The sequence below is a fragment of the Micromonospora musae genome (assembly GCF_003626635.1).
Taxonomy (GTDB): domain Bacteria; phylum Actinomycetota; class Actinomycetes; order Mycobacteriales; family Micromonosporaceae; genus Micromonospora; species Micromonospora musae.
The window spans coordinates 14,883-40,779 of record NZ_RAZT01000024.1; the positions used below are offsets into that span (position 1 = coordinate 14,883).

The following is a 25,897-nucleotide window of genomic DNA, read 5'->3' on the forward strand; positions in this document are numbered from 1 at the left end:
GGGTACCACTTGCGTTAGTCACACTAACGATCTACTGTGAGGCGAACTAGCGTTAGTGTGACTAACGATTGGAGGTGGCGTCGTGCCACTGACGAACGTGCTCGACTCGACGATGTACTACGAGGAGACCGGCACCGGAACTCCCCTGGTGTTCCTGCACGGCAACCCCGGCTCATCGCACCTGTGGCGCAACGTCCTGCCGGCCGTCGACCTGCCCGCGCGGATCCTCGCCCCCGACCTCATCGGGATGGGCCGCTCCGGCAAGCCGGACCTGCGTTACCGGTTCGACGACCACGCCCGCTACCTCGACGCCTTTTTCGACCGGCTGGACCTCGCCGACGTGATCCTGGTCGGTCACGACTGGGGTGGGTCGCTCGCCTTCGACTGGGCGGCGCGTCACCCCGACCGGGTCCGGGGCGTGGCGTTCCTCGAGGCCATCGTGCGACCCCTGTCGTGGAGCGAACTCGGCGACGCCCCGCGAGCCCGCGCCGAGGCGATGCGCGGCACGCAGGGTGAGGCGCTCGTGCTCGACTCGACCTACTTCCTGGAATCGGCGTTCACCGGCGGCGTGCTCAGTCCGGTGCGCGAGCCGGACCTGCGGGCGTACCTGTCGCCCTACCCCACCCGGGAGAGCCGCCGGCCGATCCTGGAATGGGCCCGCTCGCTGCCGCTCGACGGCGAGCCGGCCGACGTCGCCGAGCGGGTCGAGCAGTACGGCAAGTGGCTGGCCGCCAGCGACGACACACCGAAGCTCCTGCTCACCTTCGACTCCTCGCCCACGCTGCTCATCGGGACCGAGATGGCGGCCTGGTGCCAGGAGAACATCGCCGCGCTGACCACCGCGCACTGCGGCCCAGCCGGACACCACGCACCCGAGGACCAACCCGACGCCATCGCCCGGGCCGTCACGACCTGGGCGCGACGCCACGACCTGACCCACGACCGCGATACGACTCGAAGGAGCACCATGACCGCCAGCGACGCCATCCCCTTCGGCACGCAGCTCATCGGCCGGACGGAGAAGGCCCTCAACGCCATCCTCGACCGGCAGTTGGCCGGAACCGGCATCACCGAACCCCAGTGGGTCACGCTGACGCTGACCGTCGTCAGCGGCGGACTGCCCACCGCCGCCCTCGTCGAGCGGATCCGCGACGCCCTGAAGGTGGACCAGGCCACGGCGCGGGAGCACGTCGCGGCACTGACCGCCGCCGGCCTGCTGGTGACGACCCCGGCCGGCGCCGTCGAAGCCTCCGAGCGGGGTACGGCGCAGTGGAACGAGGTCCGTGCCGCGACCGGGCTGGTCAGCCAGCGGCTCTGGGGCGACCTGCCCGAGGATGATCTGGCGGCCGCCGGACGGGTCCTCAACACCGTCCTCAGCCGCGCCGACGGAGTGCTGGCTGCCGCTGGATGAGCGGTACGGCTAGAGCAGTCCACGCTGGGCCATGAAGGCTCGCAACGTCTCGGCGTCCTCGGCGGACATCAGGCGGCGCGGGATCACGGTCGCCGGCATCCGGCCGACGTACACGATCCAGAAGTCATCGGTGCTCCGCACCTGGGCGACCCCGTCCCAGGCAATACCGCCGGACTCCGAGCCGCTGCGCATCATGATGTTGTCATCGGTGATGTCGTAGGCGCCCGCGACCGCGTAGCCACTGGAGCGGCGTCGGGCGCGCCACCGCACGAACGGCGCGTACAGCATCGACAGCACGCCGGCCACCACCAGCGCCGTAAAGAGCGGCACGATCCGGTCGCCCCGCGCGGACCCCTGCGAGACGGCGAGACCGATCGCTCCGAGCACCGCCAGCACCGCGCCGATGTATCCGTACCGACGCAGCCGAACACTGCTGAGCGCGGCGGCCACGCGGCCCGGGTAGGCGGGATCGGCTGGGACGTCAAAACGGATCTGCACGGCCAGAACGATAGTGCCCCGTCGAGATGCCGGCGGCCGGTGTCGCTCGATGACCTGGCGGGACAGGTGCTCTCCGGTCCGGGAGGGCCGCGAGGTCTCCGGTGCTTCGATTCCGCACCGGAGACCTCGCGGCTCATCCTCACCTCGGGTCAGCTCACCCGATGGGCTCGGCCACGACGAGCTGGAACTTCTCGAAGGTCAGCTTGACCGTGTTGCGCTTGGCGTCGACGGTGCCGAGGGAGACGCCGTTGAACGGGTCGGTCACGCGGTAACGGCCCCGGCCCAGACCGCGCAGCTCCACCGTGCCGTTCCACTGGTCGGCGTAGAAGGCGTAGTGGAGGGTCTTCTCCTTGGCCACGACGTGCGCCTCGGGCTTGTCGAAACCGATGTCGTACAGCTCGCCCCGGTACTCGCCGGTGGGCAGCATGTTCTGGCTGTACAGACTCACCCACTTGCGCCAGATCGCCTCCTTCTCCGGGGTGAGCACGTTCTCGTCGTCCGGGCCCGCCGGGTAGGTGAACTTGGTCGACAGGACGGCGCCCACGCCGTAGCTGGAGGCGAAGTCGTTGCCGTTGTCGCTCAGCTCGACGTGGTCGCCGGCGTAGCTGGCGCCGTGGCCCATCAGCGCCTTCATCGTCTTGCCCTTGGTGCGGACCTGGTAGGACGAGGTCGGGTCCGAGCCCGGGTACTGGTCGATGTAGGGCAGGTTGTGGAAGGCGAAGGCGGTGCCGCAGGGGCACAGCTCGATGACCGCGTTGCGGTTCGCCTCGTGCGCGGCCTCGTACACCGCCCGCCAGAACTGCGCCAGGCCCTCGGTCGACTCCTCGGGGCGGGCGTGCCCGTGCGCCGGGTTGTAGCAGGGCGTGACCCCGTTGAGGTGCTGGCCGTCGATCTTGAGTCCCTCGTAGCCCCAGTCACCGATGAACTTCTTCACCTGGCCGACGAAGTAGTCCACAGTGGGCTGGTACGCCGGACACAGGGTGTAGGCGTCCCACCAGGTCACCTCCTGCTTGTTGCCGTCGCGGTCGAGCAGGAGCATGTCGGGGCGCGACTTGAACAGGTTGCTCTCGGGGTCGGCGGCGAGCGGGGCCCACCACAGGCGCGGGCGCAGGCCGGCGTCCCGGATCTGCTTGGTGAAGAGCGCATGTCCGCCTCGCCCCGGGGGAACTTCTGCGGGTTGAGGTCCCAGTCGCCCTCGTTGGTCTGCCAGCCGTCGTCGAGCACCGCCCACTTGAGGCCGACCTCGCGCACCTTGGGAAGAGTTGCGACGACCTGCTCGACGGTGAAGTCGCGCTCGTAACCCCAGGCGCACCAGATCGGTTCGAGGGCCGGCTTCGGCGTCTTGGGGGCGCGTAGGCCGATGTCGCTCATGTAGTCGCGGTAGCGCTGCAGCGGTACGAAGTAGTCGCCCGAGTGGGCGGTCAGGAAGGTGGTCTCGGTGGTCAGCTGCTGGCCCGGCTTCAGGGTACGGACGACGTCGCCCTCGACGGCGATGCTCGCCCCGACGGCCGTCTTGCGGACCGGCAGGCGCAGGATCTTCGCCACGGGTTCGACGTGCCCGACGGAGATACCCCCGCCCGAACGCCAGACGGACGCCATCGGCGTGCCGCCGCCGTAGTCGGAGGAGTCCATCCCCAGCGAGTTCTTCTGGTCGAAGTCCTCCGTCACCGGCTGCACCCAGTCGCGACGGTCCTCGTACGTGGTGCCGGAGAAGGTGTAGAAGCCGCCGGGCTTCGCGAGGAGCTGGTGGGCTCCGCTGCGCCACCCGGTGACCTTCAGGTCGGCACCGGACTTGTTGGTGTAGGTCACCCGCATCACGATCATGCCGGTCAGGCGCTGGAAGGAGGTCAGCTCCACCGTCTTCCGTACGCCGGCCTTGGAGTCGCCCTCGATGGTCACCTGGACGCCCGCGCCGTGCCGGTGATGCTTGGTCTTACGGGTCTCGTGTCCACGGTAGGCGAAGTCTTCGATCGCGGTGTCGCCCAGCAGCAGCGCCTCGCTCGCGTCGAAGCGCGTGACGTCGACGTCCTTCAAGGCCACCCGGCTGTGCAGCTTGTCGTCGAACTCCACGGTGATGGAGGTGTCGCCGACGCCGACGACGTCGGGACCGCGGTGCGGTGCGGCGGCTGCGGGGATCGCGCCCACTGCTGTGGTCACAGCAGGGAGCGCGGTCAGGCCGGCACCCCCCAGTGCCACCTTCAACATGGTCCGCCGCTTCATGTTGCTCATGTCAATCTCCCTTGGGGCTCGTCGCGCAGCTCTACGACCGGTCGCGCCGGTCGCTCGTCGCTGTGGATCCTCGAGATCGGGTCACCTCGAACGTGCCGATACGTACTGCCGGGCCGCGGACCGGGTCACACAGATCCGACGACTGCCCGTGCGGGCAACCGCGAGCTCCGGGCGACCTGGTTCGACCTGGCATCCACCGAGAGCGAGACGGCATCGGCAAGGAGCGCGGCGCCGCCTCGTTCACCTGAAGTCACGATGCAGGCCAGAGGGATACCAAGTGCCGGCCCGAGCCGCCGGTGGCGACAAGGCCGAGCAGAAGCTCACGCATGTGGGGTTCCCCATTCCGCGCCGGATGGTCTGCCCGACGAACGTAGGTGGTATATTCTTGGCTTGTCAATGGCCGGTTCCCGGTAGTTTTTGGTTCGTTCACCGCGACCCGAGGCGGAGCGGCACGCCGGACATGGGCGTCCGGCTCCAGAGATCGATCGCACTGGTATGGTTGGCTGGTATGACTGTTGCGAGGACGCGGATGCCCCGTGGCCTGTTCGCCGACGACGCGCTTCCCCTCTACGAGCGAACCGCCAAGCAGCTGCTCGACGACCTGCGCGCCACCGCCGCCCACCCAGGTGACCGGCTACCCTCCGAGCGAGCGCTGGCGACCCGATACGCCGTCTCGCGTGTGACGCTGCGAGCCGCCCTCGCCGACCTGGAGTCGCGCGGCATCGTGCGCCCGTCGTCGACGCGCGGATGGTTCGTCGCCGACCTCGACCAGCTCCCCGAGCCGCCGGCGGCCACCACCGCCGAGGCGACCCCCCAGGTGCAGGGCCTCGCCGACTTCGCCCGCGTCAACGGCCTCACGCCGAGCAGCCGGGTCCTCTCCGCCGCGGTCCGCCCGGCGACGGTCTCCGAGGCCGAAGACCTCCGCATCGCCCCCGGCGCCGACCTCTTCGAACTGCACCGACTTCGCTTCCTCGACGGCCTGCTGGTCGTGCTCGAGCACAACCGGCTCCCGCTGGCGGCCTGTCCGGCCCTGGCCGAGACCGACTTCAACTCCGCCTCGCTCTACGCCACCCTGCGCGCGGCCAACCCGCCGCAGACGCCGCGCGTCGCCGACTACTCGTGCGAAGCCCGGCACCCGACGCCACGGGAGATGGAGCTCTTCGAGATCGGCGACACCATGCCGATGCTCGTGGCGACCACGCTCACCTTCAACCAGGCGGGCCGCCCGATCGAGCTGACCGTCCAGGTCTACCGCGGCGACCGCTACCGCTTCCGGGCCTCCATCACCAATCCGGCCTGATCGACCTCGTCCTCGACACCGCTCAGGGTCGGGGCACACGACTTCCTTGACATCGGAGTGTCCAGGTCGACGGATGCCCCGACCTGTTGTCGAGTTGATCTCGCGCCGTCGCGGCGCCTCAGCCGCAGGCGGGGCGCGATGGATCGCCCGCGCGGCGGGCATGCGCCGCGTCGGTGCCTGCCGCCGCTCTCATCGAGGCCCGGCAGGGGGCCGGCGGCGACTCCCGCCGTCGGCCGCAACCATCGTGGTGAGCTCGATACCTCAGAGGCATAAACATGCCTCTGAGGTATCGGCCGCGCGACGGCCAGGCCAGGCAGCACGTCGCCGCGCCGCACATCGGCCCGCGCCGCGCTTCGGCCCGCTCCCGGCAGGACCGGCGGCGCACTTCGCCCGGCCGACGCCGCGCTTCGGCTGGCACCGCGCCTCGGCCGGCACTGGCAGCTCGGCGCCCTGTTCGGCCGGCACCTCGCTGGTCGGCGCTCTTCTCCGCACCACAACCAGCCCGTTGAGATAGGCGCGACGACTCCCAGCCCGTTGAGGTGGCGCGTATAGGCGCCTCAAACCCTCCGGCGTCGGCGTCGTGGCCGCCACCGCGCCCGGGCCGGGCCGGGCGCGCCGGTGCCGAGGATCTGGACCTCCACTGTCGAGCGGGGCCACGTCTGACCTCTGGCCGACCTTTAGACCAGACCAAATTACATACCAGCTAGACAGTAGCCGACCACCGGGAATACCAGTAGGGTCCGTTACCAGCTTCGCAACGGCGAGGAGGAGGAACCGCCCCGTGAGTAACCCGCTCGACACTGTCATCGCCCTGCACAAAAGGGGAAGATCGGTCGGCATCACCTCGATCTGCTCCGCCCATCCACTGGTCCTGCAGGCCGCGATGGTCCAGGCCAGGGAAGACGGCGACCTGGTGTTGATCGAGGCGACCTCGAACCAGGTCGACCAGGACGGTGGCTACACCGGTATGCGACCCGCGGACTTCCGCGATCTGGTGCACGAGGCCGCCGACCGGGCCGGACTCCCCCGCGAGCGGGTCGTGCTCGGCGGCGACCACCTGGGTCCGAACCGGTGGCGCTCGTTGCCGGCGGAGGAGGCCATGGCGCGCGTCGACGTGCTCGTGGCGGCGTACGTCGAGGCCGGCTTCACCAAGATTCACCTTGACTGCAGCTACCCCTGCGCCGACGACCAGACCCCGTTGAGCGACGAGGTGATGGCGGCCCGCGCCGCCCGCATGCTCGCCGTCGCCGAGAAGACCGCCGCCCCGATGGGGCGGGCGGGGCAGCTGCGGTACGTCATCGGCACCGAGGTCCCGGTCCCCGGCGGCGCCGAGGAGACGATCGAGGAGCTGCGACCCACCACCGCCGACTCGGCCCGCAGCACTCTGGACCGGCACCGTATCGCCTTCGCCGAGCAGGGCCTCGATCACGTGTGGCCGCAGGTGATGGCCCTGGTCGTCCAGCCGGGTGTGGAGTTCGACCACCTCCGGGTCGTCGACTACGACCGGGAGCGCAGCAAGGAGCTCCAGCAGATCCTGGACGACGAGCCGACGATGGTCTTCGAGGCCCACTCCACGGACTACCAGACCGTCCCGCGCCTCGTCGCCCTGGTCGAGGATCACTGGGCGGTGCTCAAGGTCGGGCCCGGCCTGACCTTCGCGCTGCGGGAGGCCCTGTTCGCGCTGGCCGCGATCGAGACCGAACTCGTCCCCGAGCCCGACCGCTCGCACCTGCCGGAGGTGGTCGAGCAGCGGATGCTCGCCGAGCCCGGGCACTGGGCGAAGTACTACACCGGCGCCGCCGCCGAACAGCGCCTGGCCCGGCGGTACAGCTACAGCGACCGGATGCGCTACTACTGGCCGGACCCGGAGATCCAGGCCGCCGAGCGGCGACTGCTGGGCAACCTGACCGAGCGGAGCATCCCGCTGCCGCTGCTCAGCCAGTACCTGCCCGACCAGTACCAACGGGTCCGCGACGGCGTCCTCGACAACCATCCGGTCGAGCTCGTCCTCGACCGCGTCCGCGACGTCCTGCGCGGCTACCGCCGGGCGGCCTCCCCGGCGGAAGGGCGGCGGGCCGCATGAGCACCCTCCTCGGACACGACGTCGAGCACCTGCGCCGGCGCGGCGCCGTCGACACCAGCCGCGAGATCGCCCAGCAGCCGGCCGTGTGGCGCGAGATCGGACGGCTGGCGGCGGAGTCGGCGGCGTCGAACGCCGCCTTCCTGAAGCCGCTGCTCGAACGACCCGACCTGCGCATCGTGCTCACCGGGGCGGGCACCTCCGCGTACGTCGGCGAGGTGCTGGCGTCGTCGCTGCGCCGGTCGCTGGGCCGGCGGGTGGACGCCGTCGCGACCACCGACATCGTGGCCGACCCGCTGGCCTGCTTCGCCGAGGACGTCCCGACGCTGCTGGTGTCGTTCGCCCGCTCCGGTGACAGCCCGGAGAGCGTCACCGCCACCGAGCTGGCCAGCCAGGTGCTGACCGAGTGCTGGCACCTGGTGGTGACCTGCAACGCGAACGGTCGGCTCGCCGCCCGGCACGCCGACACGGCCACCGGGCAGGTGCTGCTGCTGCCGGAGGCGGCCAACGACCGGGGCTTCGCCATGACGTCCAGCTTCACGGGCATGGTGCTGGCCGGCCTGCTGGCCCTCGGCGGCCCCGACGACGGCCTGGCGGAGCGACTCGCCACCGCGGCCGAGCAGATCCTCGCCACCCGGCCGGCCGCGGCCGCCGACCTCGCCGCACGCGGGTACTCCCGGATCGTCTATCTCGGCAGCGGCACTCTGCACGGCGTGGCCCGCGAGTCCGCCCTGAAGGTCATGGAGCTGACCGCCGGCCGGGTGGTGGCCCTGGCCGAGTCCGCGCTGGCCTTCCGGCACGGACCGAAATCCGTGCTCAACGACGAGACCCTGGTCGTCAGCTACGAGTCCAACGACCCGTACACCAGCCGGTACGACCGCGACATGGTCGCCGAGCTGCTGCGGGTCGTCCCGGAGCGGAGCCTGGTCACCGTCAGCAGCCGACCCGGGCGGCCGGCCCGGGACAACACCTGGACCCTGCCGGACGTCGAGGACGTGGACGACGCCGCGCTGGTGCTGCCCGCCGTAATCTGCGCGCAGCTGATCGGTCTGCACTTCTCCCTGGCGCTCGGGCTCACCCCCGACAACCCCTTCCCCGGCGGGGAGGTCAACCGGGTCGTCCAGGGCGCGATCATGCACCCCCTGCCCGTTAGCCCGTGGCAAGGCCGGCAACAGGTCCAGCTCAGGGCCCTCCCGGCCCGAACCGGCGAGAGAGCTGACGTCAACAGTGGCGCCAGCCGGAGGTGAGACGAATGTTCCTCGGCGTCGACGGCGGCGGCACCAAGACCGCCTTCTGCCTACTGCGGGCTGACGGCACGGTGGTGGCCCAGGCCACCACCGCGAGCAGCTACTACTTCAGCGAAGGCATCGACCTGGTGGCCCGGGTCCTCAAGGAGGGCGTCGACGCCGTCTGCGCGGAGGCCGACATCACCCCGGCCGAGATCGACTTCGCCTTCTTCGGGCTGCCCACCTACGGCGAGGTGAGCGAGGACGTCGCGGCCCTCGACGCGGCGCCCCGGGAGGTGCTCGGCCACGACCGGTACCGGGTGGACAACGACATGCTCTGTGGCTGGTCCGGCTCGCTGGGCGCCGCGGACGGCATCAACGTGATCAGCGGAACCGGATCGATGACGTACGGCGAACGCGCCGGTCACGGCCTGCGCGTCGGCGGGTGGAGCGAACTCTTCGGCGACGAGGGCTCCGCGTACTGGATCGCCATCCGTGGCCTGCAGGCGTTCTCCCGGATGAGCGACGGTCGGCAGCCCGCCGGCCCGCTTTTGGACGTTCTCCGCGACCACCTGGGGCTCGCCGCGGACCTGGACCTGATCGACGTCGTGCTGAACCGGTGGCACGGCGACCGCGGGGAGATCGCGGCGCTGAGCCCCTTGGTCACCCGCGCCGCCGACCAGGGCGACGAGGCGGCCGCCGCGATCCTCGCCGAGGCCGGCCGGGAACTCGCCCTGCTGGTGGAGACCACCCGCAGCCGGCTCGGCTACCCCGTCGAAGAGCAGGTGCTGGTCTCCTACTCCGGCGGCACCTTCAACGCGCCACAGGTACGCGAGGCATTCCGCGCGCACCTGCACACGCTGCACGGCGGGTACGACCTTCGTCAGCCCGTCTACTCACCGGTCGTCGGCGCGGCGCTCTACGCGGCGAAGCAGGCCGGCAGCCCATTGAACACCGACGCGCTCGAGCATCTCCGGACCACCTCCACCCCCACCGCCACCGCCCCCTGAGGAGGCGCAGATGACAACATCCATCTCCCGCATCAGCCGCAGTTGGATCCCGTACGCCGGGCTGCTCGTGCTCTTCTGGGGCGTCTGGGGAGCCTTCTCCGCCGTCCCGACCAGCGACTACGGCTACCCCGACGGCATGGTCTACGTCGTCTGGTCCCTCACCATGATCATCCCGGCCGTCGCCGCGCTGCGCGGCAACCGGCTGGACCGCCGCCCGATCGCGGCCGTGTACGGCCTGCTCGTCGGCCTTACCGGCGCCGGTGGCCAGCTGCTGCTGTTCAAGGCGCTCACCATCGGCCCGGCCTACCTGATCTTCCCGCTGATCGCGCTCTCCCCCGCGATCACCGTGCTGATGGCCACGGCGCTGCTGCGTGAACGCATCCCGCGACTGGCCGTGCTCGGTGTGGTCGCCGCGCTGGTCGCGGTCGTGCTGTTCAGCGTCAGCGACGGCGACGGCTCCGCCACCGGTGGACTGTGGCTGCTCCTCGCCATTCTGATCTGCGTCGCCTGGGGTGTGCAGGCCTACTTCATGCGGAAGGCGGCCACCGTCGGCGTCAACGACGCCACCACCTTCACCTGGATGACGATCAGCGGTCTGCTGCTGGTCCCGGTCGCCATCTGGATGGCCGGCGGCCTGGCCTTGGATGCGCCCTGGCAGGCGCCGACCCTCGCGGCGGTCACCCAGCTGCTCAACGCCGTCGGCGCGCTCTTCCTGGTGATGGCGTTCAGCCGGGGCAAGGCCTCGATCGTGGCCCCCACGACCAACGCCCTGGCGCCCGTGCTGACCGTGATCCTCTCGCTGGCCGTCTATCAGAAGGTGCCGTCGGTCTACGCCACGATCGGCATCGTGCTCGCCATCGTCGGGTCCACCCTGATGGTCTACGCCGACGAGAAGCGCGGCGAGGCGGCGGCGGCGAACATCGCCGGCCCGCGCACGCCCGACCACGGCGCACCGGACGTCGCCGTACGGTAACCACCGATCGAACCTTGGCGGCCGCCGGCCCGGACCCGAGTCCGGACCGGCGGCCGCGTCGTTCGTGGCGCACGGCGAGGGCGTACCGGTAGCGCGTGGGCCGGGCACCAGTCCCGGGGCAGCGGAGGTTCCGTCGGTGATCGAGCCCGTTGACTCGCTCGCCATGCTGGAACACGAAACCTTCCCGCACGTCCGAGGAGCATCCATGCAGAAGCCTGCCAAGACCGCCGCAGTCCTCTTCGGGCTCGGTGTCGGCGCCGCGTTCGGTCCGTCCCTCGGACCGGCCGCCCTCTGGTCGGGCATCGCGGTCGCCGCGCTCGGGGTCACGCTCTCCCTCATCGGTACGACGGAATCCGACCTCGTGCCCGACGGTCCGGTCCCCCGCGACGAGGACGCCGGGGAGGCCGGAGACCGGACGACCACGGGACGAGGGGGCGCCGCGGAGCGACGTCGGCGGGACGGGCAACGCCCCACCCTGAGCGGCCTCGGTACCCGGGTGGAGCAGATCCTCGAACTCGCCGAGGAGCAGGCCGACGATCACCGCGCCGAGGCGCGGCGCGAAGCCGAGCGGATCGTGACCGCCGCCCGGCACGAGGCGGAGACGATCCTGAACCGGGCCCATGAACAGGCGACCGGCATCACCGGTATCGGCCGGGATCGCTCTCCGGCACCGCCGGCTCGGACGCCTCCGTCCGGGGTCGGCGACCCGACCCGGCACGCCTGAGGCGGACGCACGAGCCCACCTACCGGCCTCGGCCGGCGGTCACGGACCATCCGGGCCGGTTCGCCGACGGTTTGTCTGACCTCGGTCAGCTAATCTCGGCGGGATGGATAGTGACCTCGTCGAGCAGGTACGCGACTTCAACCGCTTCTACACCGAACGTCTGGGCCTGCTCACCGATCACTACCTCGACCTCGATCGCCCGCTCGGGCCGGCCCGGCTGCTCTGGGAGATCGGCGACCGCACCCCCGTTCGTGAGCTGCGCGACCGCCTCGGTCTGGACTCCGGGTATCTGAGCCGACTGCTACGAGCCCTCGAAGACCAGGGCTTGGTCCGCGTCGTCCCGCACCCCGCCGACGGTCGAGCCAGAATCGCCGAGCTCACCGACGCCGGCCGCGCCGAACGCGGCCTCCTCGACCAGAGATCCCGGGCCGGGGTCGTCGCCCTGCTCGGCCGGCTCGGTCCGGCCGAGCAGGACGAGCTGGTCGCCGCCCAACAGCAGGTCCGGCGGCTGTTACGGCTCGCGACCGTCACCATCACCCCGGTCGCGGCAGATGACCCGCGGGCGTGGCGGTGCCTGCGCCGGTACGCGACCGAGCTGGCCGAACGCTTCCCGGAGGGGTACGACGACGCGACGTTGACCCGGCCCGAGGAGCTGGACGGGGCGCTCCTGCTCGCCTGCGAGCGCGACCGGCCCGCTGGCTGCGGGGTGTGGGTCCGGCTCTCCCCCGGTATTGCGGAGATCCGTCACCTGTGGACCGACACGGCGGCTCGTGGCCTCGGCCTCGGCCGACGCCTCCTGGGCCGACTGGAGACCGACGCCGCCGCGCGGGGCGTGAGCAGGGTTCGACTCGGAACCCACAGCTCGCTCGGCGAGGCCATCGCGCTCTACCGCAGCAGCGGCTACCGCGAAATCGACGTCTACAGCGCCTCGCCGTACAACCAGCTCTGCTTCGAGAAGCGCCTCTGACGGGCACCGCGCGACCTCGAACGCCTCGACGCGGCAGCGGCGGCGACCAGCGCTCCCATCTCCGCCGGCCGGCCGACGACGGGGCGCACGTCGACCGGCCGACGACGGTGCGGACGTCGGCCGGCCGGGTCGCCGCGTCAGCGCCGGCGCAGCGTGACGCCGAGGTCGCGGGCGAGGTAGATCTCGAGGAAGCCGGGCAGCCCGCCCGCCGCGCCGGCCTTCGCGAACTCAGCCGCGTAGCGCGGGTCGACCGACTCGGTCAGCACGACGATCCGCCACAGGTTGACCGGCTCGTCCTCGGTGCCGCCGACAGCGTGCTCGACCTGGAACAGCGGCTGGTACGGGTCGGCGAGCAGGGTCTCACCCTGCGGGCCGGCCAACCGCGGCCGGCCGAGGAAGATCACCCGCCGGGCGGCGAGGTCGGTGAAGACGTCCTCGAGGACTCGGCCGCGCTCCTCGCTCAGCCAGGCCCGCTGGATCGAGGAGCGCAGGTGCCGGCGGCCGTCCGGGAGGTCGGTGGTCGCCCACGACTCACCCTCGCTGACCACGTACGGGATGTAGGTCAGCGGATCCCACGCCTTCCTGACCTCCATGTCCCACACCTGGGCGCCGGTCATCCGGGTCGGCGGATCGGCCTCGTACCGCTCGGCGAGGGTCCGGTTGACGTCGACCGGCGGCAGCTCGATGGAGGTGGTACGCGGATCGTTCCAGGCGGCTTCGAACTCGGCGACGGCCGCAGCGACGGTGGTTTCGGTGGACTCGGCGAACTGGGTCTCGGTCATGACGTCTCCTGCTCTGCGATTCGACGTCAGCCATATTAGTCAAATTTCTTGACAGTCCAACGTATGGACCATCACAGTCCGGGGCGGTCTCGGGGGTTGAGGAATACTCGGCTGGTGCGGCGAGCGCGGGTACGAAGGCCCGTCGGTCCCGGCCTGGGCGAAGCGGATGACTCCGCCGGACTCGGAGACCCCGGCCCGCTCGAAGATGGCGATCGACAGGCTGATCGCGCGGCGCGAGGTGCATCTGCGGGAGAAGACGCTGTGGCGCATGCTGTATGAGACCTGCGCGCGGGCGGAGGAGATCCTCAACGTCAACATCGAGGACCTGGACCTCGCCGGCCGCCGCTGCCCGGTCAAGGCCAAGGGCGCCCGCCCACGCACCCGCCGCCGCGGTCAGGTCCGCGAGGACTTCGTGTTGGAGCCCTGGGACGCCGGCACCGCCCGCCTTCTGCCCCCGGCTGCTCAAGGGCCGTACGCGGGGACCGATGTTTGTCACTCACCGCCGCCCGGGTCCGGGCAAGGTCGTCAGCTTGCGCGACGTTTGCCCGGACACCGGGTTCGCCCGGCTGTCGTACGGGCAGGCCCGCGCTCTGCTGGACGAGCACACCTCAGTCGGCGGCACGCCCGGCACCGGGTGGGACCTGCACGAGTGGCGGCATTCGAGCCTGACCCACCTCGGCGAGGTCGAGGCGAGCCTGCTCATGCTGATGGCGAAGTCGCGGCGCAAGAAGCCGGAGAACGTGCGGAAGTACTTCCACCCCTCGCCGGGGGCGATCGCCGAGGTCACCAGCCTGCTCGCCCCCGGCAACAGCCGGCGCTGATCGTCAAGTGCTGGCGAGGCGCCAAAGCGAAGTGACTTCCGTGGCTCGGGCGGCGTGGAGGGGATCAGTGGTGTCCCTCGCTCGTGAATGCCGCGGCCGAGTATCAGTCCTGTCCACCACATGCAGGCCCGCCGCCTTGATGTCGGCCAGAAGTTCGCTGCGCGTCCTGAGTCCGAGGCGCTCGGCCAAATCCGACAGGATGAGCCACCCTTCACCTCCCGGTTCGAGATGCGCGGTGAGTCCGTCCAGGAAGCTGCGGAGCATGCTGCTGCCCAGGTCGTAGACACCTTGCTCCAGCGCGGAGGTGGGCCGGGCTGGAATCCAGGGTGGGTTGCAGACGATGAGGTCCGCGCGCCCTTCGGGAAACAGGCTGGGGCCCACGATGTCGACGTGCCCGGTGAGGTGCAGTCGGCGGACGTTCTCGCGGGCGCAGGACAGGGCACGCGGGCTGATGTCAGTGGCCACAACGTGATCGATTCCCCGGCGGGCCAGGACGGCGGCGAGGACTCCCGTCCCCGTCCCGAGGTCGAATGCGGTACGGCGACCTGCGCGGTGGGCCGCCAGTGCGGGGAGCGGTGCATGTGCGACGAGGTCGACGTATTCGCCCCTGACTGGGGAGAACACGCCGTAGTGAGGGTGAATGCGAGCGTCGAGGGCGGGTACCTCCACGCCCTTTGTGCGCCACTGGTGCGCTCCGATCACGCCCAGTAGTTCTGTGAGCGAGACGGCCATCGGCTCGGACGGTGGACCGTACGCCTCGGTGCATGCCTGGCGCACATCGGGGGCTCTGCGCAGGTTCAGGCAGTAGTTGTCTTCCAGCCGGACGATGAGCCTGCCGAGCACGCGGGCCCGGCGGCCGCGCGCCCTGCGGTGCAGGTGGAAGGACTCTGCTGGGCTGCCGCCTTGCCAGGAAGGTTTCCGGTCGATGCGGCGGCCCATCGCTTGCAGTAGTTGACGTGCGTTGTGGAAGTCGCCCTGCCACAGCAAGGCGGTGCCGTCACAGGCCAGACGGTAAGCAGCGTCGGCTCTCATACGGTCGTCCGCTCCGATGATCCGGCTGGGAGGCGGTGTCGCGCTCTCGGAATGCCAGCGGGCGGAACGGGGGGTGTTCGTCTCGGTCCAGTGGATCGTGGACACCGCGTACTCCTCGTGATCGAACGTGCAGGGGCACGAAGAGCACTTCGACGAGGAGCAGTGCAAACGGCCCGTGCTGCAGCACGGGCGCGTGTGTCAGGGCAGGTAGGGCTACCGCTCCCGCGTCGAAGCGCGAGAGGAGTAGTCGCCGAGAACCATGCCGAGCGTCACGACCAGCCCTTTCAGAGAGATGAGGTAAGAGGCTCGCACAGCGACCTCTCCGCAGGCAAACCAGCCCATGGGCTGGGCAGGGAGAGCTATCCCCGCCCAACGCGGCGCATCACTCGTCGGTGGCGTCCTTGTCGCGCAGCGGGCGCAGCCGGCCGGGCATGTCCGGCAGCTGGAACGAGTACCGCCCGTGCATGTTGATGTGGTGCCGTACGAACGGGGCGAGGCGGGCGACGTCCTCGTCGCGGACGTCGAACCCGTCCGCCTCATCCGCGTCCGAGTCGATCGGCGGCAACCGCGGTCGCCAGCAGGGTGGCCAGGCGACGGGAGTCGCCGTGGCGCCGCAGCAGGGACGCCTTGCCGTCCACGCCGTACCGCGACAGCTCCGCCAGCCGCCGCGGCGTTATCCCGGACACGTCCAGCTCACCCATACCGAACGCGTCGATCTCCGCCGCCCGCTCAAGCGCCCACTTCATCTGCGGCCCGGAGACCCGCACCGGGCCGCGCCGCAACCGGTCCCGCTCGCCGTACGCCTTCAACGCCGACGCGTCCGCGACGCCCAACTGCTCGACACCCCGGACCTCCAGGCAGTCAGTGATCAACACGACTGCCGAAGGCTCCGCCCCCGCCGAGCCCCAGGTCAAAGCGCTCTCAAACCCTCCAACGGCTAGCGCCGGTTTCGTTGCGATGTTCCTCAACCCTGTCTCCTGCCGTGATCGGCTCCTCGGGCCGGAGTTCACTGCGGCGGGTTCTCCGGCTGCTGCCCCGGCCAGAACGGCCACTCCTCGAAGAGGCGGCAACGTCCGTCCTGGGCGAAACGCATGATCCACAGATCGCGGTACTCCTGGTCGACCGGGTCGCCGTAGCGGACCTCCAGCCGTGCCACCGCGGTGTCGCCGTCGACCGCGACGATCTCACTGGTCATCCGGAACACCTCGTCGGGGCCCTTGCGCTGTTTCTCCCACATTCGGCCGATGGCCGGCAGCCCGACGACGGGCGTCCAGTACGGCCCCTGCTGGTAGCTCGCGTCCTCGGTGAAGAGCGTGACCAGCGCGTTCGTGCCCGGCGTACGCCACGCCCGCTCGTAGGCGGTGAGCCAGCCGGCAACGTGTTCCCTGTCCATGGGCAACCACGTTGCCATTCACCGACGACAGCCGGCGGGAATCCGCCACCCGAGGCGCGCGGGACACCGAAATCCGATGATCATCCGGGCGGCGGGCACCCACAGACCCGGCCGGCCCGCGCCGCCCCTGCGATTGGCCGAATCGACCGCGCGGCGGACCGGGCTGTGGGCAGGATGGAGACCGGAAACGCCCGATCGGGACCGCCCGCCAGGGAAGGTGTCAGATGGCCGTCCGGATTCCGCCGAACTTCTTCGGCATCCCCTTCGGCCTCGCCGGCCTGGGCAACGCCTGGGTCGTGGCCGGACGCGACGGCCACGTGCCGGCGGAGATCGGCAACGCCCTGCTGGCGCTCGCCGCGCTGACCTGGATCGTCGTGGTGGTGGCGTACGCGGCCTACGCACTGCCCCGGCCGAGGACCTTCGTCGACGACATGGTGGACCCGGTCACCGGCGCGTTCGTCTCGCTCGCCGTCATCACCCCGCTGCTGCTCGCCGCGCAGGGCGTCGCTCCGCACAACCGAGGCGTCGGACGGATCCTCGTCGACATCTTCCTGGTCCTCACCGTCCTATACGGCGGCTGGATAACCGGGCAGTGGATGTACGGCCGGCTCGACATAGATCAGATCCACCCCGGCTACTTTCTGCCCACCGTGGCCGGCGGCTTCATCGCCTCGACCGCCGCGCACATCGTCGGTCAGCACACCCTGGCGGACGTCATGTTCGGGCTCGCGCTCATCTGCTGGCTCGTGCTCGGCTCGCTGATCATGAACCGCCTCTTCACCCGGCCGCGGCTCCCGGCGCCGCTCATACCGACCCTCGCGATCGAGATCGCCCCCGCCGCCGTGGCCGGAATCGCGCTCTTCGCCCGAAACGGCGGCGAGATCGACGTCTGGGTGATGCTGATCTCCGGGTACGGGCTGCTCCTGGTCCTCGCACAGATCCGCCTGCTCCCGCTCTACCTGCGGCTGCACTTCGCCCCGAGCTTCTGGTCGTTCACCTTCTCCTGGGCCGCGGTGGCGACGGTCGCCCTGCACTGGATCAGCGACGGCAAACCGCCCGGTCATCGCGTCTACGCGTACCTCCTGCTGGCCGCGATCACGATCCTGATCGGCGGTATCGCCGTACGGTCGGTCGTGGCCGTTGCGCGCGGGCGGTTCCTGCCGCCGCCCACCCCACCGGCGACGCCCGGCTGATCGGCGAGCGCCTCCGCGCCGGCACAGCGGCTCGCGGCCCGGCCCTGGCCGCCATGATCCGGCAAGCGGACGTGAATGATCATTGAGCGGTGACGAACCCCGCTGCGCCGCCGACCGATTCCGGCGCGCTCTCGTTGGCCGTTCCGCCGCTCTTCGCCGCGCTGGCTCCGGCGCGGAACATCCTCATCGCCGGAGCGGGCGGGGGATTCGACATCTACGCCGGCCTGCCCCTGGCGTTCGCCCTCCGCAACCGCGGCGCCCAGGTGCACCTGGCCAGCCTCTCCTTCTCCCAGCTCGAACTGATCGACCGGGAATCATGGGTGGCGGAGCACGTAGCCGCGGTGCGGCCCGACACCACCAGCCCGGACTGGTACTTCCCCGAACGGACCCTCGCCCGATGGCTGGCGGCGCAGGAGCTGCCGTCGACCGTGTACGCCATTCCGCCGCTCGGCGTCCAGACGCTCCGGGCGGCGTACCGGCACCTGGTCGAACGCCTCGACCTCGACGCGGTGGTGCTGGTCGACGGCGGCACCGACATCCTGCTGCGCGGCGACGAGAGCGATCTCGGCACCCCGGTGGAGGACATCACCAGCCTGGCCGCCGTGGCCGAGCTGGATGTGCCGGTCAAGCTGGTGACCAGTCTCGGTTTCGGCATCGACGCCTACGACGGCGTCAACCACGTCGAGGTGCTGGAGAACCTCGCCGCACTGGAGCGCGACGGCGGCTACCTCGGCGCACTCTCCATCCCCGGCTCCAGCCGGGAGGCGGCACTGTACCGCGATGCCGTCGCGGACGCCCAGGCCGCCACCCCGGACCGGCCGAGCATCGTCCAGGGGCAGATCGCCGCCGCCACCGGTGGCGCGTTCGGAGACGTCCGGTTCAGCCGGCGCACCACCGGCGGCGACCTCTTCGTCAACCCGCTGATGGCGATCTACTTCACCGTCGACCTCGACAAACTCGCCGCGCGGTGCCTGTACCTCGACCGCATCGAGAACACCGTCGGCAGGCGACAGGTCATCACGCGCATCCAGGCGTTCCGCGACGAACTCCTGCACGCCCGCATCCCCCGCGCGTATCCACACTGAATACCCCGGGGTGTGCCACGCCCGCTCGGGGATCACCGCGAGCCGGATGAGCCGGCAACCGGGCGGCTGTCCCGCGCGTCCATTCACGACCCGTGGGACAGCCGCGAAGGGCGGCCCGGGCCTCGGTCGGTGGACCTCGGCCCGGGCCGCGGTCCTCACTCCACGGCGATGTAGAGCCGTTGACCAGCGGGTCGGTAGCCGACACGCTCGTACACCCGTCCCGACTCCGCACCGGAGGACTCCAGCCAGGCGAGCTCCACACCCGCGGCGAAGAGTCGCTGGGTGGTTGCGGCGGTGATCGCGCCCGCCAGTCCACGGCGGCGGTAGGGCAGGCGAACGGCGATGCCCGCCACCTCGCTCACCGCACCGACGGGCGGGGACGCCCCTCCCCCACCCACGCAGGTGCCGTCGTCGGTGACGGCCATGACCGCCACCCCGCCGTCGCCCTGCATCCGCCGCAGCCGCGCCACGTCGGCCTCGGAGGCCGCCGGCTCGCCGCCGAAGGCTTCGTTCTGCGCGCTGATCAACGCGGCGCGCTGACCGTCGGTGGCCGGCTCGCACAGCGAGAGCCGGTCGAGCGTGGCAGGTGTACGCAGTGCGCCGGGCACACAGATCAGGTAGGTGTGCCGGGCCTCCACGCTGAAGCCGGCGGCGACCAGAAGCGCCTCCAGCTCCGGGGCGCAACTGGTGACGTACTCCAGGCGGGGTCGGCGATCAGCCGCGCGGAAGGCGGCGACCAGGGCGGTGACGTCGGCCGCGGTGATGGTGGTTCCGGGGCGCGGCGTCGCGTAGTTGATGTGGGGACTGGTCGTCGTCGGATCCATCCCGATCACGAACGGCCCTACCTCGACGGGCGCGGGCCGGTGGGAGAGGTTGGCGACGACGGACTGCTGGATACGAAGATCCATGCTCAACGTGAACCTCGATGCAGGAGAGAAGCTGCGGTCGGCGGAAGAAACGTGGGACCGCTGAACCGAGCTGGAGCCGCGCGACGATCAGTCGTCACGTGCTCGACACTCAGGCGGCCGCTCGGCCTACCTGGATCACAGGCGTCATTCCCTCATGCAGAGTGCCTACGCCGGTCGCGTAAGCGGCTGCCAGATTGCCGCAGCCGACGCGAGCCTGTCAACCCTCGACCGACCGTCGCGCCGGATAAGGCGCACGCAGCGCTCAACCGACGAGCTGGTCGCGGCGGCGGGTGAGGTAGGTGCGCTCCGCGGAGTTGCCGGCGAGGCCGATGGCCCGGTCGTACGCGGCCCGCGACTCCCCGCCGCGCCCGAGCCGTCGCAGCAGGTCGGCGCGCGCGGCGTGGAAGGCGTGGTAGCCGTCGAGGACCCCCGCGAGCCGGTCGATCTCGGCGAGCCCGACCGCGGGCCCGTCGACCTCGGCGACCGCCACCGCCCGGTTGAGCCGCACGATCGGTGAGGGGTCGAGCCGCATCAGGCGGCCGTAGAGGGCGGCGATGGTGGACCAGTCGGTGTCCCGGGCGGAGGGGACGCCGGTGTGGACCGCGTTGATCGCGGCCAGCAACTGGTAGCGCCCGGGTGGGTCACCGCCGGCCGCCACCGCCTCGATCTGCTCGCGGAGCAGGGCGTTGCCCTCCGCGAGAAGCGTACGGTCCCAGGCGCCGCGGTCCTGCTCGTCGAGCGTCACCAGCTCTCCGGTGCGGGAGACTCGCGCCGCCCGCCGGGCGTCGATGAGGAGCATCAGGGCGAGCAGGCCGGCCACCTCGCCGTGCTCCGGCAGGAGGGTCCGGAGCAGGCGGCCGAGGCGGATCGCCTCGTCGGTGAGGTCGACGCGTACCGGCTCGTCCCCCGCACCGGCGAGATAGCCCTCGTTGAAGACGAGGTAGACGACCGCGAGCACGCCGGCGAGTCGCTCGCGGAGGTCGTCGGCCGAGGGCACCCGGTACGGGATGCGCGCCGCGCTGATCTTCGCCTTGGCGCGGGTGATCCGGCGCGCCATCGTGGCCTCCTGCACGAGAAAGGCGCGGGCGATCTCGGCGACGGTGAGGCCGCCGAGCAGGCGGAGGGTCAGCGCCACCCGCGCCTGCATCGCGAGCGCCGGATGGCAGCAGGTGAAGATGAGTCTGAGCCGGTCGTCCCCGACCGGGCCGGTCGGCTCGGGCGGGGTGTCGTCGTACACGATCCGGGCCTCCCGGTGTTTGGCGTCGCGCTGCGACTCGCGGCGGAGCCGGTCGATCGCCTTACGGGTCGCGGTGGTGGCGAGCCAACCGCCGGGATTCGGTGGTACGCCCTCGCGCGGCCACCGCTCCGCGGCCGCGACGAACGCATCGGCGGTCGCTTCCTCGGCGACGTCGAGGTCGCCGAAGCGGCGCGCGAGGCCGGCGACCATCCGCGCCCACTCCTCCTGGTGGAGACGGGTGATCGCCTGCTCGACGGTGGAACCGGTCACCGCGCTCGACTCCCCGGGGCCGTCACGCGGGGCGTGCGCCGGGACCGCGGAACCGGTGCACCTCCTGCGGCCAGTCGAGCGCGGTCGCGAGCCTGCCCGCCCAGTAGCGGGCCGCTTCGTCGTCGGGCACGTCCACGACGGCGAAGCCGCCGAGGTGCTCCTTGGTCTCGACGTACGGGCCGTCGCTGAAGACGGGCTCGCCGTCGACCGCCTCGACGCTGCAGATCGCGGTGGAGCGGTCGAGCCCGCCGTTGCTAAAGAGCAGGATCCCGTCGGCCTGCATCTCCTTCATCACGGCCCAGCTGGCCGTGCGCTTCTGGTCCAACTCCTCCGCCGTGTGCTCGGCCACCCACTCGTCGTTGAAGGTGATCAGGTACTCCGTCATGCTCGTCTCCCCTCGGCCCCGGGCGAGGGCCTGCCCCGAATCCTCGTGTCCGGCGGCCCAGCCGGCTGCCGTACACCGGTTCTACGAACGGCCACGCCTCGATAGGACACCATTCCGCAAAGTCGAGCAGGTCTGAAGCGTCCGGGCTGGTCCGGCCGGAGCGCTCCCCTGCCTCAGCGACGTCTCCGTCACGTGCCGCGCGAACGCGTTGACCCGAACCCCTTAGCTGAGTATTGCCACCGCGGGACGTGCGCGACGCAACGGCCGTACCCGCAAGTCCGTTGCCTGGTCTGCAGCTCCGCCCTACGCTGCGATAGACCGCCTTGGCTGCGACCGCCCGCCCTGGAGTCCCCCATGTCCGCCACCGACACGTCCGCCACACCGCCGCCGCCGGACAGCCCGTTCTCTCGCACCGGCAAGGCCCGCCCCCGCGCGTGACAGGTCCCGGTGCACGACGCGATGGCCGCTGTATCGTCTGCGGGATTCCGCCTGACGCCGCGCAGCGGCCCGTCGCGCGTCTACGTTCAGCGAGACTGGCGAACCGCGGCCACGATCTCGCCCACGCCGAGTGGCGTGGTGGTCAAGCCCGCGTGGACCACCGGCCAGATGGTGCTGGTGGCGGCAATCCTCCCGCTGCTGTTCTTCGGGCTGTGCCTGCCGGTAGCGCCTGCGGAACGTGTGGAGCACCAGACCTAGCAGGATTATCAGCAGGAGGCCGATGTGTCCCGACCAGGTAAGGGAGTGCGCAAGGCGCTGGCCACGGTCTTCTGCGTGGGGTTCTTGGGTCTGCTTACAGCCGGAGGCCTCGCGCTCGTCTGGTTTCCGGTTCAGGAGATCATCAACTTCGAGCCGCAGAGAAACCTTGTGTGCTGCTCGCCTCTTTCCGACGCCCCGGTGAGCGCCGACGAGCAGCGAAATGACCTCATCATCAACTCGCTGTTCCCCATCGGCGGGGGGATTGGGACGTTTGTGCTCGCGATCTACTGCCTGAAGCACTTCATCAGTTACCTGCGAGAGTGAGCGGCAGGCCGGCCGACTGCGGTGGACACGACGGAGAGTCGGGCCCCGTCGACCGAACTTCGCACCTTCACCTCATGAGCTCGCACACGCTCTGCCGCCGGTACACGGTGACGGCCCCGTGCCGCCCGGCACGGCATCGGACGGGGCGCATCCCATCACAACAGGGCAAACGTTGCCTGACGCGGCACTAGCCTGGCCACATGCGGGGCCGGTTGAGCCAGCTCGCCCAGAACACCCCGGCCGAGCGGGAACGCTATGTCGACCTGCTCCGTGCGTTCGCGATCATCGCGGTGGTGACCGGCCACTGGCTGATCACCTCGATCGGTCACGACGCGGCCAACCGGCTGGTCGGGCACTCCGCACTCGAGGACCTGGTGGACGCTCGACCCGGCACCTGGCTGTTCCAGGTGATGCCGGTCTTCTTCCTGGTCGGCGGGTACGCCAACGCCGCGTCGCTGACCAGTCACCGACGACGCGGCGACGACGCGGTGGCCTGGCTCCAGGATCGCAGCGGCCGGCTGATGCGGCCGACCACCGTGCTGCTGGTGACCCTCGCCGTGGCCGGCCTGGTGGCCCGGCTGGTCGGCGCCGAGCCGTCCCAGGTCCGGATGGTGACCTGGTACGCCACTATCCCGCTCTGGTTCCTCTCCGCCTATCTGTTCGTGGTGCTGCTCACCCCGGTGATGTACCCGCTGCACGAACGCTTCGGGCTGACCGTACCGGCCGCGTTGCTGGTGCTCCTCCTCTTCGGTGACATCGCGCGAGTCCTCGGCGAGAAGGAACTCGGGTACGGCAACTTCCTCTTCGGTTGGCTGGCGATGCATCAGGTCGGGTTCGCCTGGCGCACCGGCGACCTGCCGATCCGGCCGCGGCTGGGGGTACCGCTGCTGGTGGCCGGGTTGCTCGCGCTGATCCTGCTGACGGTGGTCGGCCCGTACCCGACCAGCATGATCAATGTGCCCGGCGAGCGGCTGCAGAACATGTCGCCGCCGAGCTTGGCCCTGCTCTCGCTGGCCACCGCCCAGCTCGGGCTGATCATGCTGCTGCGCGACCGGGCGGAGCGCTGGCTGCGCCGGCTGCGCCCGTGGACGGTGGTGGTCGGGCTCAATGCCGTCGTGCTGACCCTCTTCCTCTGGCACCTGACCGCGGTGATCCTGCTCGCCGGGCTGCTCGATGCCGTGAACGCACTCCCCTCCCCCGCGGTGGGCAGCGTCGCCTGGTGGCTCTTCCGGATCCCCTGGCTGATCATGCTGGCCGTGGTCTTAGCCGCGCTGGTCGCCATCTTCGGGCGGATCGAGCTGCGCCGCGAGCGGCGGCCGCGGATCCGACCGGCGTGGCTGCCCGCCGGCGTCGCCGACCTGTTGAGGCGCCCGCTCCCCCGGTTACTGCTCACCGTCGTCGGCTTCGCCGCCGCCGTGGTCGGCCTCTTCACCAACAGCACCGCCCCGCGCACCGGCAGCTACCTGATCGGCCTGCCGCTGGCCGCGCTGATCGCCTACCTGGCCGGCGCGGCAGTGCTGCGGATCCAGCGCTCAATACCGTCGGCGGGCCGACCGCGCGACTGAGACCCGGACCGGATCCATGCCGGACCACTATGACCTGCGCCCATGGGAAGCCGCGCACCGTATCCGGCACGAGAGCGACGTGTCGCGGAGTCGGACCGCGCGGGCAGGTCAGGGCGTGAGGCGGCGGACGAGCTTGCGCAGGCCCGCCTGCCAACCGTCCGGGTCCTCGACGCGGCGGCGGGCGTACCCGGCGACCTCCGGGTGCGGAAGGATCAGGAACCGCTCCTCGGCCAGCCCGGCCACGGCGGCGTCGGCGACCTGGTCGGGGGTGAGCACCGCGTCGGAGGCGGCGACGACCCGCGCGGCGAGGACGGGTGATCGCCTGCTCGGCGGTGGAACCGGTCACCGCGCTCGACTCCCCGGTGCCGTCACGCCGGGCGTGCGCCGGGACCGCGGAACCGGTGCACCTCCTGCGGCCAGTCGAGCGCGGTCGCGAGCCTGCCCGCCCAGTAGCGGGCCGTTTCGTCGTCGGGCACGTCCACGACGGCGAAGCCGCCGAGGTGCTCCTTGGTCTCGACGTACGGGCCGTCGCTGAAGACGGGCTCGCCGTCGACCGCCTCGACGCTGCAGATCGCGGTGGAGCGGTCGAGCCCGCCGTTGCTGAAGAGCAGGATCCCGTCGGCCTGCATCTCCTTCATCACGGCCCAGCCGGCCGTGCTCTTCTGACGCAACTCCTCCGCCGTGTGCTCGGCCACCCACTCGTCGTTGAAGGTGATCAGGTACTCCGTCATGCTCGCCTCCTCCCAGGTCCCACCCGAGGGCATGCCCCGACGCCTCGTCTCGGGTAACCCAGCTAGCTGCCGCACACCGGTTCCACGAACGGCGATGCCTCGATAGGACAGCATCCCGGAAAATCGCGCAGATCTGATCTGCGGCACGGCGTGACCCGGCCCGAAACGGGCAGGTCGCGGCCGCGGGCACGGTATCGCCACGGTCACGATCGGTACCCTGGGGGTATGGATCGACCGGAGGTTCGGGACCTCGTCTACTTCGTCGCGGTGGCCGAGCACCGGCACTTCGGCCGCGCCGCCGAAGAGCTGGGCATGGCCCAGCCGCCGCTGTCCCGGGCGATCAGCAGGCTGGAGCGCCGGCTGGGCGTCCGCCTCTTCGATCGCACCAGCCGACGGGTCGACCTCACCCCGGCCGGTGAGGTGTTCCTCCGGGAGAGCGGCAAGATCCTCACCGCGCTCGACAGCGGGGTACGGCGTACCCAGCAGGCCGCCCGGCCGCGGCGGTTGGTGCTCGCCGCCCCGGCCGGCACCGGCGTGGGCCTGCTCGCCGAGACGCTGGACGCCTACCGGCGCGGCCCGGATCCGGTACCGGTGGAGGTTCTCTTCACCACCGACATGGGCGCCGCCCTGCGCTCCGGAACGGCCGACGCGGCGTTCATGTGCAGCACCGACGAGTTCGACGGGCTGGACGCGGTCGACCTCCTCGACGAGACTCCGGTCGCGCTCCTTCCGGCGGGGCACCCGCTCGCCGCGCGCGACGGCCTGACCGTCGAAGAGCTGGAGGGCGATGAGCTCTTCCGGGCGCAGCCGCCGCCGGTGGGCCTCGACGAACTCCTCGACCGGATCGCGCTCGGCGAGTTCGTGGTCGTACTCGGGGCGAGCGCGACTGGCCGGCTCGGTTCCTCCGTCGTCGCCGTTCCGGTGCTCGGCGTGCCGAGCAACCAGATCGTGCTGGCCTGGCCGCGCGCCACCAGGTCGGCTCCGCGTGACCAGCTCGTTCGTACCGCGGTCGCGGTCGCCTCGCAGGGCTGACGGCTGACCGGGCCGGCGCGCCGGC

General features: G+C 70.9%; 27 protein-coding genes and 1 pseudogene. 15 read left to right on the forward strand and 13 right to left on the reverse strand.

All coding sequences use genetic code 11. The annotated features are described in order from the left end of the window. The first annotated feature begins 82 nt into the window (after positions 1-82). The gene (locus D7044_RS31185; protein WP_120691029.1) at positions 83-1,411 is read left to right on the forward strand and encodes a haloalkane dehalogenase; all 1,329 of its coding nucleotides are present in this window, start codon (positions 83-85) and stop codon (positions 1,409-1,411) included. Between the two features lie 9 nt (positions 1,412-1,420). Here the strand turns inward: D7044_RS31185 and D7044_RS31190 are convergent, their stop codons facing one another. The 3 genes from D7044_RS31190 to D7044_RS33180 all read right to left on the reverse strand — a co-directional run bounded on the left by D7044_RS31190 (position 1,421) and on the right by D7044_RS33180 (position 4,138). Further along, positions 1,421-1,909 (reverse strand): YcxB family protein, encoded by a 489-nt coding sequence (locus D7044_RS31190; protein ID WP_120691030.1) that lies wholly within the window; start codon positions 1,907-1,909, stop codon positions 1,421-1,423. 154 nt (positions 1,910-2,063) lie between these two features. After that, positions 2,064-2,948, reverse strand: a complete 885-nt coding sequence (locus tag D7044_RS32760; protein WP_325050928.1) for an alpha-amylase family protein — start codon at positions 2,946-2,948, stop codon at positions 2,064-2,066. Continuing rightward, the gene (locus D7044_RS33180; protein WP_233565196.1) at positions 2,909-4,138 is read right to left on the reverse strand and encodes an alpha-galactosidase; all 1,230 of its coding nucleotides are present in this window, start codon (positions 4,136-4,138) and stop codon (positions 2,909-2,911) included. The genes D7044_RS32760 and D7044_RS33180 overlap by 40 nt, the downstream gene beginning before the upstream one ends. 508 nt (positions 4,139-4,646) lie before the next feature. Here D7044_RS33180 and D7044_RS31200 point away from each other — a divergent pair. From D7044_RS31200 to D7044_RS31230, 7 genes are all read left to right on the forward strand, one after another. Continuing rightward, positions 4,647-5,438 (forward strand): GntR family transcriptional regulator, encoded by a 792-nt coding sequence (locus D7044_RS31200; protein WP_199716842.1) that lies wholly within the window; start codon positions 4,647-4,649, stop codon positions 5,436-5,438. Positions 5,439-6,219: 781 nt separating this feature from the next. Further along, the gene (locus D7044_RS31205) at positions 6,220-7,521 is read left to right on the forward strand and encodes a D-tagatose-bisphosphate aldolase, class II, non-catalytic subunit (RefSeq protein WP_120691032.1); all 1,302 of its coding nucleotides are present in this window, start codon (positions 6,220-6,222) and stop codon (positions 7,519-7,521) included. Then, positions 7,518-8,765, forward strand: coding sequence for an SIS domain-containing protein (locus D7044_RS31210; RefSeq protein WP_120691033.1), 1,248 nt, complete (start codon positions 7,518-7,520; stop codon positions 8,763-8,765). The genes D7044_RS31205 and D7044_RS31210 overlap by 4 nt, the downstream gene beginning before the upstream one ends. Before the next feature lie 5 nt (positions 8,766-8,770). After that, the gene (locus D7044_RS31215; protein ID WP_120691034.1) at positions 8,771-9,754 is read left to right on the forward strand and encodes an N-acetylglucosamine kinase; all 984 of its coding nucleotides are present in this window, start codon (positions 8,771-8,773) and stop codon (positions 9,752-9,754) included. Positions 9,755-9,764: 10 nt separating this feature from the next. Then, on the forward strand, positions 9,765-10,727 hold the full coding sequence (locus D7044_RS31220; RefSeq protein ID WP_120674052.1) for a DMT family transporter: 963 nt from the start codon (positions 9,765-9,767) through the stop codon (positions 10,725-10,727). A 136-nt stretch (positions 10,728-10,863) separates the two neighbouring features. After that, positions 10,864-11,451, forward strand: coding sequence for a hypothetical protein (locus D7044_RS33605; protein ID WP_411711014.1), 588 nt, complete (start codon positions 10,864-10,866; stop codon positions 11,449-11,451). Between the two features lie 103 nt (positions 11,452-11,554). Then, the gene (locus D7044_RS31230) at positions 11,555-12,418 is read left to right on the forward strand and encodes a MarR family winged helix-turn-helix transcriptional regulator (RefSeq protein ID WP_120691035.1); all 864 of its coding nucleotides are present in this window, start codon (positions 11,555-11,557) and stop codon (positions 12,416-12,418) included. A 137-nt stretch (positions 12,419-12,555) separates the two neighbouring features. Here the strand turns inward: D7044_RS31230 and D7044_RS31235 are convergent, their stop codons facing one another. Continuing rightward, positions 12,556-13,200: a hypothetical protein gene (locus D7044_RS31235; RefSeq protein ID WP_120691036.1), complete on the reverse strand. Its 645-nt coding sequence runs from the start codon at positions 13,198-13,200 to the stop codon at positions 12,556-12,558. A 530-nt stretch (positions 13,201-13,730) separates the two neighbouring features. Here D7044_RS31235 and D7044_RS32765 point away from each other — a divergent pair. Beyond that, a complete protein-coding gene (locus D7044_RS32765; RefSeq protein WP_199716843.1) occupies positions 13,731-14,021 on the forward strand; it encodes a hypothetical protein in 291 nt (96 codons plus the stop codon). Positions 14,022-14,024: 3 nt separating this feature from the next. Here the strand turns inward: D7044_RS32765 and D7044_RS31245 are convergent, their stop codons facing one another. The 4 genes from D7044_RS31245 to D7044_RS31260 all read right to left on the reverse strand — a co-directional run bounded on the left by D7044_RS31245 (position 14,025) and on the right by D7044_RS31260 (position 16,446). After that, positions 14,025-15,158: a methyltransferase gene (locus D7044_RS31245; RefSeq protein WP_120691037.1), complete on the reverse strand. Its 1,134-nt coding sequence runs from the start codon at positions 15,156-15,158 to the stop codon at positions 14,025-14,027. Between the two features lie 277 nt (positions 15,159-15,435). Continuing rightward, positions 15,436-15,618, reverse strand: coding sequence for a Tn3 family transposase (locus D7044_RS31250; protein ID WP_120691038.1), 183 nt, complete (start codon positions 15,616-15,618; stop codon positions 15,436-15,438). Further along, positions 15,590-15,928 (reverse strand): hypothetical protein, encoded by a 339-nt coding sequence (locus D7044_RS32770; RefSeq protein WP_199716844.1) that lies wholly within the window; start codon positions 15,926-15,928, stop codon positions 15,590-15,592. The genes D7044_RS31250 and D7044_RS32770 overlap by 29 nt, the downstream gene beginning before the upstream one ends. Positions 15,929-16,059: 131 nt before the next feature. Next, positions 16,060-16,446 (reverse strand): nuclear transport factor 2 family protein, encoded by a 387-nt coding sequence (locus D7044_RS31260; RefSeq protein WP_120691039.1) that lies wholly within the window; start codon positions 16,444-16,446, stop codon positions 16,060-16,062. A 224-nt stretch (positions 16,447-16,670) separates the two neighbouring features. Here D7044_RS31260 and D7044_RS31265 point away from each other — a divergent pair, with 224 nt between their 5' ends. Both D7044_RS31265 and D7044_RS31270 read left to right on the forward strand, forming a co-directional pair. Then, positions 16,671-17,639 carry an SLAC1 family transporter gene (locus D7044_RS31265; protein WP_120691040.1) on the forward strand — a complete coding sequence of 323 codons (969 nt, stop codon included), beginning with the start codon at positions 16,671-16,673 and terminating at the stop codon, positions 17,637-17,639. Positions 17,640-17,728: 89 nt separating this feature from the next. Further along, positions 17,729-18,724, forward strand: coding sequence for a DUF1152 domain-containing protein (locus D7044_RS31270; RefSeq protein ID WP_120691041.1), 996 nt, complete (start codon positions 17,729-17,731; stop codon positions 18,722-18,724). A gap of 155 nt (positions 18,725-18,879) precedes the next feature. Here D7044_RS31270 and D7044_RS31275 read toward each other — a convergent pair whose 3' ends face one another. From D7044_RS31275 to D7044_RS31285, 3 genes are all read right to left on the reverse strand, one after another. Further along, positions 18,880-19,632, reverse strand: coding sequence for a GNAT family N-acetyltransferase (locus D7044_RS31275; RefSeq protein WP_120691042.1), 753 nt, complete (start codon positions 19,630-19,632; stop codon positions 18,880-18,882). Between the two features lie 262 nt (positions 19,633-19,894). Next, on the reverse strand, positions 19,895-21,079 hold the full coding sequence (locus D7044_RS31280) for an RNA polymerase sigma factor (protein ID WP_199716846.1): 1,185 nt from the start codon (positions 21,077-21,079) through the stop codon (positions 19,895-19,897). A gap of 82 nt (positions 21,080-21,161) precedes the next feature. After that, positions 21,162-21,524: a YciI family protein gene (locus D7044_RS31285; protein ID WP_120691044.1), complete on the reverse strand. Its 363-nt coding sequence runs from the start codon at positions 21,522-21,524 to the stop codon at positions 21,162-21,164. Between the two features lie 447 nt (positions 21,525-21,971). Here D7044_RS31285 and D7044_RS32205 point away from each other — a divergent pair, with 447 nt between their 5' ends. The 3 genes from D7044_RS32205 (at position 21,972) to D7044_RS31295 (ending at position 24,109) form a co-directional block, all read left to right on the forward strand. Continuing rightward, complete coding sequence (locus D7044_RS32205; RefSeq protein ID WP_147434747.1) at positions 21,972-22,220, forward strand: hypothetical protein; 249 nt, start codon at positions 21,972-21,974, stop codon at positions 22,218-22,220. A gap of 45 nt (positions 22,221-22,265) precedes the next feature. Then, positions 22,266-22,544, forward strand: a complete 279-nt coding sequence (locus D7044_RS31290) for a hypothetical protein (RefSeq protein ID WP_120691045.1) — start codon at positions 22,266-22,268, stop codon at positions 22,542-22,544. Positions 22,545-22,744: 200 nt separating this feature from the next. Then, a complete protein-coding gene (locus D7044_RS31295) occupies positions 22,745-24,109 on the forward strand; it encodes an acyltransferase family protein (RefSeq protein WP_120691046.1) in 1,365 nt (454 codons plus the stop codon). A gap of 108 nt (positions 24,110-24,217) precedes the next feature. On the opposite strand, the pseudogene D7044_RS31300 reads toward D7044_RS31295, so the two are convergent. Together D7044_RS31300 and D7044_RS31305 are read right to left on the reverse strand one after the other, a co-directional pair. After that, positions 24,218-24,418 (reverse strand): annotated as a pseudogene (locus D7044_RS31300) (dehydrogenase); the annotation flags it as partial. 59 nt (positions 24,419-24,477) lie between these two features. Continuing rightward, positions 24,478-24,840, reverse strand: coding sequence for a YciI family protein (locus tag D7044_RS31305; protein WP_120691047.1), 363 nt, complete (start codon positions 24,838-24,840; stop codon positions 24,478-24,480). 225 nt (positions 24,841-25,065) lie between these two features. On the opposite strand from D7044_RS31305, the gene D7044_RS31310 reads away from it, so the two are divergent. Further along, positions 25,066-25,872 (forward strand): LysR family transcriptional regulator, encoded by an 807-nt coding sequence (locus D7044_RS31310; protein WP_120691048.1) that lies wholly within the window; start codon positions 25,066-25,068, stop codon positions 25,870-25,872. The last annotated feature ends 25 nt before the right edge of the window (positions 25,873-25,897 follow it).